Annotated in this window: 10 protein-coding genes; 2 read left to right on the top strand and 8 right to left on the bottom strand. The window is 67.0% G+C overall.

The features are described 5' to 3' along the window. Positions 1-185: 185 nt before the first annotated feature. The 3 genes from BN3560_RS05910 to BN3560_RS05920 form a co-directional block, all read right to left on the bottom strand. Positions 186-1,577, bottom strand: a complete 1,392-nt coding sequence (locus BN3560_RS05910) for a sodium-dependent transporter (RefSeq protein WP_096227375.1) — start codon at positions 1,575-1,577, stop codon at positions 186-188. 167 nt (positions 1,578-1,744) lie between these two features. After that, a complete protein-coding gene (locus BN3560_RS05915) occupies positions 1,745-3,223 on the bottom strand; it encodes an aminopeptidase (protein WP_096227376.1) in 1,479 nt (492 codons plus the stop codon). A 194-nt stretch (positions 3,224-3,417) separates the two neighbouring features. Continuing rightward, a complete protein-coding gene (locus BN3560_RS05920; RefSeq protein ID WP_227115003.1) occupies positions 3,418-4,728 on the bottom strand; it encodes an IS256 family transposase in 1,311 nt (436 codons plus the stop codon). A 651-nt stretch (positions 4,729-5,379) separates the two neighbouring features. Here BN3560_RS05920 and ngr point away from each other — a divergent pair. Continuing rightward, complete coding sequence (gene ngr, locus BN3560_RS05925; RefSeq protein ID WP_096227378.1) at positions 5,380-5,988, top strand: nigerythrin; 609 nt, start codon at positions 5,380-5,382, stop codon at positions 5,986-5,988. A gap of 322 nt (positions 5,989-6,310) precedes the next feature. Beyond that, positions 6,311-6,883 (top strand): beta-class carbonic anhydrase, encoded by a 573-nt coding sequence (locus BN3560_RS05930; RefSeq protein WP_096227379.1) that lies wholly within the window; start codon positions 6,311-6,313, stop codon positions 6,881-6,883. A gap of 146 nt (positions 6,884-7,029) precedes the next feature. Here BN3560_RS05930 and BN3560_RS05935 read toward each other — a convergent pair whose 3' ends face one another. The 5 genes from BN3560_RS05935 to BN3560_RS05955 all read right to left on the bottom strand — a co-directional run bounded on the left by BN3560_RS05935 (position 7,030) and on the right by BN3560_RS05955 (position 13,104). Continuing rightward, entirely contained in the window at positions 7,030-8,340 is a 1,311-nt protein-coding gene (locus tag BN3560_RS05935) for a hypothetical protein (protein ID WP_096227380.1), read from the bottom strand. A 102-nt stretch (positions 8,341-8,442) separates the two neighbouring features. After that, positions 8,443-8,961 (bottom strand): metallophosphoesterase family protein, encoded by a 519-nt coding sequence (locus BN3560_RS05940; protein WP_096227381.1) that lies wholly within the window; start codon positions 8,959-8,961, stop codon positions 8,443-8,445. Then, complete coding sequence (locus tag BN3560_RS05945) at positions 8,958-10,418, bottom strand: helix-turn-helix transcriptional regulator (RefSeq protein WP_157780552.1); 1,461 nt, start codon at positions 10,416-10,418, stop codon at positions 8,958-8,960. Before BN3560_RS05945 ends, BN3560_RS05940 begins: the two co-directional genes overlap by 4 nt. Before the next feature lie 258 nt (positions 10,419-10,676). Then, complete coding sequence (locus BN3560_RS05950; RefSeq protein ID WP_096227383.1) at positions 10,677-12,416, bottom strand: FAD-dependent oxidoreductase; 1,740 nt, start codon at positions 12,414-12,416, stop codon at positions 10,677-10,679. After that, on the bottom strand, positions 12,409-13,104 hold the full coding sequence (locus tag BN3560_RS05955; RefSeq protein ID WP_096227384.1) for a cytochrome c3 family protein: 696 nt from the start codon (positions 13,102-13,104) through the stop codon (positions 12,409-12,411). Before BN3560_RS05955 ends, BN3560_RS05950 begins: the two co-directional genes overlap by 8 nt. Positions 13,105-13,574 lie beyond the last annotated feature (470 nt).

The following is a 13,574-nucleotide window of genomic DNA, read 5'->3' on the forward strand; positions in this document are numbered from 1 at the left end:
CCACGGTCGAACGGCAACCGAGGGCAAGAGCGCCGAATATGAAGAAATATTCGCGCAGGACGAGCCGCAGCGAGAGGACAAGGGCCCACAGGGCGACGCTCATGGCGTTGCGAGCTCCCCGCTGTTTGCGTAGGCCCTCACGCGATCGGCCAGCTCTTGGCGCGCAAGCAGGTGAGGCAAAGCTCCTACACCATCCCCAGCCACACCTGCACGATGGGCACGTATCCCGCCACGAACACGGCCAGGATGAGCGCCGGCAGCGCGAAGCGCACGTAGCCGCGGGCCCAGCGGGGGAAGCGCGCGCCTTCGCCCGTGTCGGCCTCGCGCACAAACGCGTCCCAGCCCCAGCCGCGGCGCGTGGTGCAGAACAGCAGGAACACGAGCGCGCCCAGCGGCAGCACGTTGTTCGACATGAGGAAGTCCTCGATGGCCTGGATGTTGCCGATGCCCGGCACCTCCACGCCCGCCCACACGTTGAAGCCCAGCACGCACGGCAGCGACAGCAGCGCCAGCGCCACGCCGTTCACCAGGCACGCCTTGTTGCGCGACCAGCCCCACTCGTCCATGCTGAAGCTCATGATGTTCTCGAACACCGCGATGACCGTGGAGAGCGCCGCGAAGCTCATGAACAGGAAGAACAGCGTGCCCCACAGCTGCCCGAACGGCATCTGCGAGAACACGCTCGGCAGCGTGATGAACACGAGGCCCGGGCCGCTTCCCGGCTCCACGCCGAACGCGAAGCACGCGGGGAAGATGATGAGGCCGGCCATGAACGCCACGAGCGTGTCGAGCCCCGCGATGCGCAGCGCCTCGCCCGTGAGGCGGTAGCGCTTGTCGATATAGCTGCCGAAGATGGACATGGAGCCCACGCCCACCGACACGGTGAAGAACGCCTGCCCCATGGCCGCGAACACGGCGTCGGCGAACGTTCCCCAGCCTCCCGCGAACAGCTTGCCGAAATCGGGCATGAGGTAGAATGCGAGGCCCTCCTGCGCGCCCGGCAGCGTGACCGCCCGCACCACGAGCACCGAGAGCACGGCGAACAGCGCGATCATCATCACCTTCGTGATGCGCTCCACGCCGTTGCGCAGGCCGGCGCGCGTCACCAGCACGCCGATCAGCACCACGGCCAGCATGAACGCGACCATCTGCACCGGGTCGGCCAGCATGCCGTCGAACACGCCCGCCACGCCGCCCGCATCCAGGCCCTCGAACGTCCCCGCGCCGCTGAACAGCATGAACGCGATCATCCAGCCAGCCACCGTGGTGTAGAACATCATGAGCAGGTAGTTGCCCGCGAGCGCCGGCCACTTGAAACGGCGCCACTTCGTGCCCGCCGACTCCAACTCGTCGAAGCTGCGCGCGATGCCCTTCTGGCTGGCGCGCCCCACCGCGAACTCCATCACCAGGATGGGCAGCGCGAACACCACCAAGAACAGCAGGTACATGAGCACGAACGCCGCCCCGCCGTACTCGCCGGTGATGTAGGGGAAGCGCCACACGTTGCCCAACCCGATCGCACAACCCGCGCTGATCAGGATGAACCCCAGGCGCGAGCCGAATTTTTCTCGAACCATGAATCCTCGCTTATCGAAAAGCGCCCGGCGGTTCCACCTCGCCGAGCGCACGAATGCAACCGGGAAAGTGTAGCGGAAAACGCCTGCCGGGCCAACGCGCGAGCCGAGGACACAGCAAACGGCTTGGCATGCGGGCGGAAGCCCGCATGCCAGGCCGCCAAACGAACCTACGCGTTCTTCAGGAACGCCTCGTAGCCCTTGAAGGCCTCGTAGATGTCGGCCTTGCTCGTGACCTCCCACGGGGCGTGCATCGAGAGGACCGGCACGCCCGAGTCGATGACGTCCATGCCGTACTTGGCAGGGATGTAGGCGATGGTTCCGCCGCCGCCCACGTCGACCTTGCCCAGCTCGGCGGTCTGGAACGACACGCCCGCATCGCCCATGACGCGGCGGATGCGCGCAACGTACTCGGCGCTCGCGTCGTTGGAGCCGCTCTTGCCGCGCGAGCCCGTGTACTTGTTGAACACGAGGCCACGGCCCAGATACGCGCTGTTCTTCGCCTCGAACGCGGCGGCGTAAGCGGGGTCGAAGCCCGCGGACACGTCGGACGACAGCATGCTCGACGCCACCAGCGCGCGGCGCAGCGGCAGCGGGCCGCCCTCGTCGGCCAGCTCCATGATCTCGGCGACGGTGTTCTCGAAGAACTGCGACGCCATGCCCGTGGCGCCCACGCTGCCGATCTCCTCCTTGTCCACCAGCACGCACATGCCGGTCTTCTCCAGCGCGGCGTCGGCTAGCGCAAGCTGCGCTGCGAGCGACGTGTAAGCGCACACGCGGTCGTCCTGCCCGTAGCCGATGACCATGCTGCGGTCGAACCCGAGATCGCGGGCGCGCCCGGCCGGCACGGCCTCGATCTCGGCCGACAGGAAGTCCTCTTCCGCAATGCCGTACTTCTCGGCCAGCAGCTTGAGCGCGAACGCCTTCACCGGTTCCTTCTCGGCCAGCTTCTCGTACACCGGCCTGTCGGCAGCGTCGGCCTCAGTGGCAGCGGGGTCGGCGCCCGCGGCGGCATCTCCGTCAGCCTCGTCCTTCTCGATGACCAGCGGGCGGTTCCCTATCAGGATGTCCAGGTCCTCGCCTTCCACGACCTCGCTCGCCTTCTTGCCCATCTGCTTGCCCGCCAGGTGGATGAGCAGGTCGGTCACGCAGAACACGGGGTCGCCCGCGTCCTCGCCCACGTTCACCTCGACCACGGTGCCGTCCGTCTTGGCAATCACGCCGTGCAGCGCAAGCGGCAGCGTGACCCACTGGTAGTTCTTGATGCCACCGTAATAGTGCGTGTCGAGGTGCGCCAGGCCGTTGCTCTCCGAGAACGGGTTTTGCTTGAGGTCGAGGCGCGGGGAGTCGATGTGCGCGCCCAGGATGTTGAAGCCCTCCGCAAGCGGCGCCGAGCCCAGGTGCGCCAAGATGAGCGCCTTGCCGTGCGCCTGCGCCCACACCTTGTCGCCGGCTCGCAGCGCGCGGCCCTCGCGTACCGCCTCGTCGAGCGGGCGGTAGCCACGCTCCTCGGCCAGCGCGATTGCGGCGGCGGCGCATTCGCGCTCCGTCTTGTTGTCCGAGATGAAGTCGATGTACTCGGACGCCAGCTGCTCGAGCGCCTCGAGGTCGGCCTCGTCGTACTTCTTCCATGCCACGTCGTGTTCCATGCTGCTTCCTTTCGCATCGGGTGCGCCGGTTTTCTTCGATCGCGCCTATTATCCGCCAAATGCACCGCCGAAATGCTGATTGCCATCGTTTCTTTGCAGAGGAAAGGCGCCGTCTGTTTCGCGACGATCGCGTCCCGATTTGTGGTGTATCAAGGGCCATCGCCGGAACCGCCGGCACCCTTGCCCTCCGAATCCTACCCCTGGCCCTCCTCCGGGTCAATCGCCGTCGAGATTATCCTGTCCGCGACCTGCCTCGCCTCGAGCACCGAGGCCTCGTCGGGGGCCGGCCGCTCCTCGCGCCTCCAGGCGTGCGCGAGCGAGGGCTTCGAGATGACGCAGCGCGCCGACCACTCCTCGTCCGCCTCGATGAGCGCCGCCCCCACCAGGCGTATCAGCGATTCGCGCGAGGGGAAGCCCTGCACGACGCCCGTGCGCCGCTTGATCTCGCGGTTGGCCCGCTCCTGGACGTTGTTGGTGCGGATCTTGGTCCTGTGCGACGCCGGGAAGGCGAGGTAGGCGAGCGCCTCCTCCTCCGCCTCCAGGAGCACCTCGCCCGCCGTCCGGGAGACCTTCATGACCTCCTCGGCCGCCCTCTGGTAGCACGCCCGCGCCACGATCGGGCTCTTCTGGGCGAAAGCGGCCCTCATCGCCTCGCGCGCGAGCCCCTGTCCCTCCTTGTTGTGGATGTGGCCGACGACGTCGCGCATCAGGTGCGTGACGCACCTCTGCCAGGCCGCGCCCTGGAACGTCTCCGCGATCGCCTTGCGCAGCCCCTCGTGGGCGTCGGAGACGACGAGCTGCACGCCGTCCTTCCCGGCGGCCACTCCGCGGGCGCGCAGGTCGGCGAGGAACGCCCTCCAATCGGCATGGGACTCCGTGTCGACGCAGTCCACGCCCAAGAAGCGCTTGTGGCCGGTGTCGTCCAGCCCGATGGCGGTCACGACCGCCTGGGAGACCGAGCGGCCCTCCACCCGGCACTTCACGTAGGTCGCGTCGAGCCACAGGTAGGCGAACCTCACTCCGTCGAAGCGCTGCCGGCGGAACGCCCCCACCTCCGCGTCCAGGCACTCGCACAGGCGCGACACCTGCGACTTCGACATCGAGGAGACGCCGAGGGCGCCGGCCACCTCCTCGACCTTGCGGGTGGATATCCCCATGACGTACATCTCGGCCACGGCGGCCACGAGCGCGCGGTCCACCCGGCAGTAGCGCTCGATGAGGTCATCGGGGAAGAAGGCGCCGGTCCTCAGCTTCGGGATCCTCACCTTGAGGTCGCCGACCGAGGTGAGCAGGCTTCGCTCGCGGTAGCCGTTTCGGCTGTTCGAGCGCTCGGGGCTGCGCTCGCCGTAGGCCGCCCCGCAGGCCTCGTCGGCCTTCGCCGAGATGAGCGCGTTCAAGAGGATCTCCAGGCACCTGCGGCCGAACGCCTGCAGGTCCGTGCACTCCTCGAGGGCCTCGAGGGCGAGCCCCTTCACTTCCGGGTCGTTGAATAGTACAGTGTCCATGACGGTCATCGCCTTTCCCTGAATTCGTTACTTGTGGTGAGAACGATTCTAGACGATGGCCGTTTTTCTCGGGCAGGCTTCGCCTGCCCTCCAAATCCGGATTGATACACCAACATTCGGGACGCTACCTTCGCGACGTACCAAGCCGCGCCATATGGCGTTTCAAACACAGTTTTCACCGGTTTTTGACATGCCAATCGCCTGACCATCAAACCTGTTCTCTACGAACAGGGAAAACACCTAACGTTTATATCCCATCGCATGCCACAGAACCGTTTCCAACGGGCTACCGGTATAAAAGCTGTCATTATTGTGCCGAAAGAAGGCAAGGAGCCGCAGGGCGCCTCCTCGGAGCAACCTAAGCCCGCGCCCGTTTCTCCTCGCGCTCCCTCCTCGCGCCACCCTTCCGCACCTGCTTCCTTTCGCCCGCTCTCACCACGCCCGTCCTCTCGCGCTCACCTTTCCGCACCTCCTCTTGCCACCCTGCCCGCGCTCTTCCTCAGGGTCAAACTGTGAATGTTCCAAGGAGGCGCGAGCGAATTCGATTATCCTCTTGCATCGGATTCTCGTCCGCGGTATGATGCTTATTGAGATTGATTCTCATTAAGAGAAACAATGAGAGCACGAACAGACGAGAAGGAGAATGCACCTATGAAGGTACGCGCCCAGATTCCCACCGCTGACAACTGCAATAACTTCAGCATCGCCACCGGCAGCGAAACCGCCGTCGGCACCACGCTCGACAACCTGAAGGCCGCCATCGGTGGCGAGACCGGCGCCTCCGCCAAGTACGCCGCCTTCGCCAAGGCCGCCAAGGAGCAGGGCTACGACCAGATCGCTCGCCTGTTCGAGGCCACGTCGGCCGCCGAGCAGATCCACATCGGCCTCGAGTACGCCCTCGTGAGCGAGGTCGAGCCCGACTTTGAGAAGCCCGCCGCCCCCGACTGCTCTGGCGAGGCCACGGACCTGAACCTCATCTCCGGCGCCTGCGGCGAGATCTACGAGACGTCCGACATGTACCCGGCGTTCATCAAGAAGGCCCAGGAAGAGGGCAATGCGAAGGCCGTCCAGGTGTTCACCCGCGCCAAGCTGGCCGAGTCCGTGCATGCCGAGCGCTACCTGGCCGCGTACAACGACCTCGACGCCGCTGACGACGACGCGTTCTACCTCTGCCCCATCTGCGGCTACATCCACAAGGGCGAGGATTTCGAAAAGTGCCCCATCTGCTTCTGCCCGAAGGCCACGTTCACCGCGTTCTAAGCCGCGCGAGCAACCGCGCTCGCCTTCCCGCCGAGCGCACATTTCCCCGAGAGCGACCGCCTGCCGGCGGTCGCTCTCGTATGCGCGGAGTTGCAAGCGCTGCTAAGCCTCGTATCTACTGGGAGCAACTTGCCCGCACAATGGCCCCTCCGCACCATCGTCCCGATCGCGAGGTCGCATCCCCGAAGTCGCAAGCACCTTTTCGGGCCGTGTTCCGCCGCCATCTTTCCAGATGTTTCACGTGAAACATCTGTTCTTCTTTTGCCGCACGGCAAATGGGCTACCATGGAGGCGACCGAAAAAACGGAGGGAAGGCGGCATCATGGGCCAGGAGGACGGAACCGGGAGCGGGACCATCGACAGCGTGCTCGCGCACAACCGGGCGTTCGTGGAAGGCGGCGAGTTCGCGCGCTATGCGACCGACAAGTACCCCGACAAGAAGTTGGCCGTGGTCTCGTGCATGGACACGCGGCTCACCGAGCTTCTGGCGGCGGCGCTCGGGCTGAAGAACGGCGATGCGAAGATCATCAAGGTGGCCGGCGCCGAGGTGGCCCACCCCTTCGGCAGCGTCATGCGCTCGCTGCTGATCGCCGTGTGCGAGCTGGGCGTGGAGGATATCATGGTCGTGGCGCACACGAATTGCGGGGCACAGCATATGAGCGGGGCGGCCATGATCGACAGCATGCGCCGCTTGGGCGTGTCGGAGCAGCGCATCGAGTTCGCGCGCCACTGCGGCATCGACTTCGACCGCTGGCTCGCCGGCTTCGGCGACACCGAGGAGTCCGTGCGCAAGAGCGTCGACCTCATCCGCAAACACCCCGTCATGCCGCCCCACGTGCGCGTAGCCGGCTTCGTGATGGACTCCGTCACCGGCGAGCTGGTGGCAGTGGCGTAGCAGACACAAGCGAGGAGCCTGGGCAAACGGCTTGTGCGCCTTCCGTATCCATCTCACCGCGCTCTCCCTCGGCGTCGCACGCCCGCTCGCATCCCGCCCGCCGGTTCGCATCCCGCGTGTTCGTTCGCGTTTCCCTACCCTTCGGCCTACGGCTCGACAAGCGCCTGCTCCAACACCAGGTCACGCGTGCATTCCTCGGGCGTGAACGGCACGTGCACGTCAGGCGCGAGACCCCGGCCCCGCAGGCCGCGACCCTCGTGGGCGTCCTCCGTCTTGGCTATGGGATACACGAGCGAGAATATCTCGTCGAGCGGCGCGACCACGAGGTTCGCGTAGTCCAGGCTGCCCCGCGTCGCGCGGCCCACGGAGCGCACCTTGCCGCACCCCTGCGCGGCGGCGCGGCGCGCGATGGCCGCCAGCCGCTCGGCCGGACCGCTCGTGCGCACGTCGGTGAGCAGCAGCGTCCTCTGCCCCGCGGGGGCCGGCGGGAACAGCATGTCCTCCTCGAGCTCCGCCTCCTTCACGAAGCCTTGGCCCGCGCAGGCGGCCACGTGGTCGATCTCGGCCTGCACCCAGGCCCTCCCCGCCTCGTCGCTCATATCCAGCAGGCGCGCGAGCTGACGTGCGCGCAGCCGCGCGTTGCGCTCGGTGTAGCGCGTGTAGACGATCTGCTGGCCCATGAGGTCCCTCAGGTTGACCTCTCGGTCGAAGAAAAGCGCCATCAGGCCGAACGCGTTGCCGATCATGCCCTCCCCCGCATCGCGGATGTCCACGATCACCCGGTCGGCGCGCTGGATGTCGTCGAAGCGGAGCTGCATCGCCTGCAGCACCGACGCATCCACGAAATGGTGAGCGGCGATGACGACCGCGCGCTCGTCGCCGCGCGGTCCTGCGCCCTCATGCAGCTCGATGGTCGGAGGCCGCAGGCTCGCCGCGAGACCAGGGCGCGGGAAGCGCTCCACCGGCAGGTCCTCCTCGGCGCCGTCGGCATGGCGCACCAGCACGCGCATGCACCGCGCGACTTCCTCGTCCCAGAGCTGGCGCTCGGGATCGTCGCCGTTCACGGGGTTGCCCGGCAGGCTTGCCAAGTGCTCGTCCGGCGTCCGACCGTCCAGCAGGCCCACGGCGTCGCCGGGCGCGAGGCGGTCGTCTTCGCGCACCTCGGTCACGTAGAGTGCGTCGCCATGGCGACGCACCGAGAAACCGCACGTCGTCGGTCGAAAATCAGCCTTTGCAGACGCCTCGAATGCCAGGCCTGGATCTTGGAACCCTGCCAAGTAGCGCCTCACGCCTTGCACGAACAGCTCGTCGTCGAGCGCACCCGCCGCTTCGGCCTCCGCGAGCGCGGCCAGCCACGACCACGCTCCACCGCACGGGGCGCACTCGGGCTGTCCCGCGTAGTCCGCCTCCATAATATGAGCAACCGTGCGCGCAATCGCGCTGTACCCTTCCGCCATGCCGCCGCCTCTCGTTGTTGCGTTTCGCGCTCCGCCGCCACGGCCCTTCCATCGTGCGGCATGCCTTTCGGAGCCTATTATAGCGGCTCCCCGCCGCCCGCCTCACGCCTCCAGCAGCACCTCGCCCGTTAGCGCTTCCACACGCACGCTGTTCACGCGGCCGTCGGCCACGTCGATCTTGGCGATGCAGCGGGGAAAACCGCCGCGCGGGCGGAACGCGGCTCCGGGGCACACGACGTACGTGGCCGGCCGTGCCTCGGGGCCGGTGACGATCTCGGGCACGTGCGTATGCCCGTGGACGCACACCTGGGGAATGGGATCGCCCGGCGCGAGCGCCCCCGAGCCCGCGAAGTTTATCTTCACGTCGCGCGGGTAGTGGGCCACCAGGAACCTCACGCCGTCGATGACGGGATGCGCGAAACGGCTGACCGCCTGCCCGTACTCGTCGAAGTCGTTGTTCCCCAGCACCGCCGTCACGGGCGCCAGCGTTTCCAGCTCGCGGAGGATGGGCGGGTTGCCGATGTCGCCCGCGTGGATGATGTGGTCGCTGTCGGCCAAGGCCGCATACGCCGCCTCCGACAGCTGTCCGTGCGTATCCGAGATGATGCCGATGACGGTCATAGCGCACTCCTTTCCGACGCGCGCCCGCTTTCGGCGCGCTCCTCCTCCACCAGGTCGATCAAATCCTGGTGCGTGTGGATATCCAGCTTGGCGTACACGTGCTTGACGTGGGCCTTCACGGTGTTGCGCGACACGACCAGCTGTTCTTGGATGTAGGCGCGGTCGCGCCCGCGCGCCAGCATCATGAATACCTCCAGCTCGCGCGGGCTCAAGCCGTAGCGCTCGGCCAGCGTGTGGCAACGCTCCGCGAACTCCTGCTCGGGCGACTTCGCAACCGCCTGGTCCACCGGCGTGACGCCCGCGATAGTCTCGGCGAAGCTGAAGTGCTTGAGCCCGATGAGCGCATAGCCCACGAACACGAGGATCAGCGTGCCCGTGACGAAATCGACCGCCGGAGACCTTGCGCCGAACAGGTCGTTCGACCACACGCCCAGCGCTGCACCCGCGGTGGAACCCAGCCCGGACACACCGCGGCCCCAGGCGAACGTGGCCACGGCCGCACGCGGGTTGCGCCCCGCCACGGCAATGAGCACGAGCCACGCCACCATGTCGAACAGCGCGTTGCCGGCCGCGAGCAGCGTCACGCTTCCCACAGCCGCGTATGCGCCGCCGGCCGACACCACCAGGAACCCAGCCACCACCAGCAGCACAGAAACCTGCGCCAGCAGATCGGCCGGAAACGTTCGGCGCGACAACAGCACATACAGCGCCACCGTCGCCACGGGAACGATACCCAGGAAGTCGGATACCGGCACGCCGCCCACCTCGCCGAAGCGCAACGAGTAGCCGAACGCCACGCGGAACAGGAACAGGCACACGAACAATTGGCTGGCCAGCGGCAGAAACGTGGAGGGCTGGGTGACGGAGAAATCGGCCGGCGCCTCGCCACACTCCGTAGCTTGAAGCACGGGCTGCGCCAAGCGCCACACCAGGGCCACCGTGGCGAAGGGCAGCAGCGCGAACAGCACCGTGCCCGCCCCCGCCGGAATCACCCACACCAGGGCCGTCACCGCGTATTCCGCGACGAACGCCAACGCAATGCAAGCTCCCGCCTGGCGCACCTCCAAGCGCGAGGCTGCCGCACCCACCATCACGATGGCCCATCCACGCCCGATGGACAGCGCGCAAGCTGCGGCGGTAAGCGCCACCGCGCTGCCGGCGTACAGCCCTGCCGGCAGCAGTGCCGAGCCCACCGCAAGCAGCACGAGGCAACCCGCCGTGAGCGCCCGCATGCGCAGAAGCGGCGGCCTAAACGTGGCCACAAGGCCCACCGCAATGAGCGTAGCGGCATTGGCCAGCACGGACACGTCGCGAGCGTAGGTGAACACCGCGTCAAAGCGCGGGAACACCACCACATTCATGAGCGACGTGGTGAGCAGCACGCACAGAAGCGCCGCACACACCCGCCAGAACGGCGCGGCGAACAGGGAGGGGGATTGTTCCGGGGAAGCGGTCATGCCCGCCATTGTAGCATGCACGGCTTCCCCAACAGGTGCGCAGCTGCCGGCAAGGCACAGCAGACGGCGACGCCCCGGAGGAGTAGCGGGGCGTCGCCGAAGGGAGGGAAAGCGGCAGGCTCGGGTGAAAGAGGGAAAGAGTCCGAGCCTGCCGCAGGGGTTGGTGGGTGGCACGGACGGCGCGAAAGGGAACGCGCCGCCCGGAAGCCGCGGGAAGGCCCAGCCGGCTGCGGTTGCCGGCGGGCACGGCCACAAGCTCTATGCCTGGCCGGTGGCGGCCAACATGCCGGCGCGGCGGCCGAAGGTCATCGTGCGACCACAGGCCAGGCCCGTGAACAGGTTCGGATAGCTCACGCTGAAGAAGCCACCCGAGCAGTCGCCGGTCAGGTACAGACCCTCCACCGGTGTGCCGTCTTCGCGCACGGGATGCATATCCGTGTCGATCATCACGCCGTCGAGCGTGGCCAGGAACCAGGCGCCGGTGCGCACGCCGTAGAACGGCGGCGTGTCCAGCTTCATCAGGCGGTACGCCTCCTTGTTGTAGTCCTCGTCGCGCCCTTGCTCGGCAAGGTGGTTGTAGCGCTGCCACGACTTCACCGTGTTCTCCACGGGGATGTTCAGCTTCTCGGCCAGCTCCTCCATGGTGTCGGCCTGCTGGATGTAACCGGCCTCGATGAGCTTCTCGAACTCGGAGGCCATGGACTCGATGGTGCGGTTCGACGGCGCGCCGTTGTCGAACGGGTACAGGCGGCAGCAGCCCACCTCGTTCATCTGGCGCACCTGCTCGGCGTAATTCGCGTCCCAGATATCGCAGTACGTGTGGTGCGGCTGCATGTAGGCCGAATGCAGCATGTAGTCGTAGGGGCCGGACTCGTTGCAGAAGCGGTTGCCGTTCAGGTTCACCTTCATGAACGGCTGCTCGCCGAACCAGAACCACTCGCCCACCGTGCCGTTGCCAGCCGTCTGGTCGGGCTTGCAGCACGCACGGTTGAACGTGCACGCCGCGCCGATCGGGTCCATCTGGCCGCCTGCCCACAGAGCCGCCTTGATGCCGTCGCCGGTGGGGTTGCCGCCCTTGCCGGGAGCCGCGATGCGCAGCGCCTGGTTCCACGGCTGGCGGGCCTCCATCATCTCCAGGTTGTTGCCGTAGCCGCCCGTTGATAGGATGACGCCCTTGCTGGCGTTGATGCGCAGGTAGTGGCGGTCGTTCACATCGCGGGCGATCACGCCGGTCACGCGGCCGGAGCTGTCCTGCACGCACTTCACCAGCTCGGTGTTCCAGCGGAACTCGGCGCCCTTCTCCTGCGCGTATTCCATGAGCGACACGCCGAAGCTGAAGCTCTTGTCGTCCTTCGAGAGGGCAGTTTTCTCGGGACTGTGGCCGGTGGCCCACGCCTTGTCGCGCGCGCCCTGTCCCGTCGTGCCGATGGAGCCCTCGAAGTTCATGACCATGCGGCCGTCGCGCTCCACGATGCCGGTGATCCAGTCCAGCATGGGGCCGGACTCGTTCGCCCACAGCTTCACCAGGTCGTAGTTGATGAAGCCGTTGGCATAGCGGACAATGTCCTCCACGGCCTCCATCTTGTCGATCTCGAACTGGGGATACTCTGCGAACGACGCCTTCTGCAGAGCAGAGTCGATGGCGCCGATGTCCTCGCGCGGGTTCGCCACCTTGGACACGCGGTCGATGCCCAGCACGCGAGCGCCGTTCTCGGCGGCGGAGATGATGGCCGGCAGCCCACCGGTGCGGCAGCCCACCACCAACACCTCCACGTCCAGCGTCTCGGCGATATCGGCCTCGGGCACCTCGGGCGCCGATCCCAGCCAGGTTGGCGTGCCCGTCTCCCCGACGCGTGCGTTAGCGGGGGCTGCGGCGGCATCCACGGCGTAGCCGTTGCCGCACCCAGCCAGCGCACCCGCTGCGGCGGCGCCGAGCGCGGTGATGCCCGCCCCCTTGAGGAAGCTGCGGCGCGAGAGCCCGCTGCGCTCGTTACTCATTGGGAGCCTCCCATCCCTCGGGCGCGGTCAGCGCATGGCATTCGTTGCACACGAGCGTGCTCTTCTCATGCACCTTATGGCAGTCGCCGCATTCAAGCGCGTTGTCCTGGTGGCTGGAATGCGGGTTGTACTTCTCGTCGTTGCCCTCGAAGCCCCAAGTGCCTGCAACCACCTCGTCCATGCTGTGGCAGCCGCTGCGCGCGCAGAACTCCTCGGAGGCGAACTCCTTGCCCGTGGCCAGCATGCCCGTGGCCTCGTCCATCGGATAGCTGTCGCTCGCCCATGCCATGGCCTCGGACACCTGCGTGGCGAACTCGGCCTCGTGGCAGCTCAGGCATGTGTCGCCGGCCGCCGCGTGCTGCGTGACCAGCTTGCCCGGGTCGCCCTCGCTGTACGTCTCCACGTACTTGTCCATGGGGCTGTGGCAGATGGCGTTGCAGAAGCTGGGCTGCTCGTGCCACACCCACGCCCCAATGCCGGCTACCAGCACCACCGCCACGATGACGCCCGCCACGATGACGCCGCGCCGCGCGCGTTTCGGCGCGGGGGCAGCCGGGTTGGCATCCTGCGAGGCACCGGCAGCCGGGGTGCCAGGGGCACTCGAGGCGCCCGGGCCGCTGTCGGCACCGGGAGCAGCCGGGGCACTCGGAGCCCCGATCGCGCCGTCTGCGCTATCCTTGTCGACCATGTCCTCCTCCTTCTCCTTCTCTGGTTCGATCGATGAAACCCTTCGGCCGCATGATGCAGGCCAGCGGAGCAACCGACCATTACCCCCGTGGGGGCATTTTTACGTTTTTGCTGGTGAGAGGTTTAATTGGAAAGGGAATGGCACGGAGGGGAAACCACCCTCCGAAGAAGAAGCCGCCCGTTGCCGAGGAGAGAGCGCAGCCAAAGCCTCCCGTTGTCGGGGGGGGTGCACGGCCGAAGCCGCCCGCCACAGCGGCGGAGGGGCCTCGTTTCGCCTACGGCCGCAGGGGTGTCGACGCACCATGCGGCAACTGCGCCAGAGGCGTGCAAGATAACGGCAAGGTGTGCATGGCGGATATGCAAGATACCGGCAAGATCGGAACGGCGGATACACAAGGATTGGACAAGATCAGGGCGATTCCCCGACGGCGATATTACGGTCGCCCGGCAAGGTTGCGGCGGTAGGATGGG

Origin of the sequence: Gordonibacter urolithinfaciens, assembly GCF_900199375.1 — a bacterium.
GTDB classification, from domain to species: Bacteria; Actinomycetota; Coriobacteriia; order Coriobacteriales; family Eggerthellaceae; genus Gordonibacter; species Gordonibacter urolithinfaciens.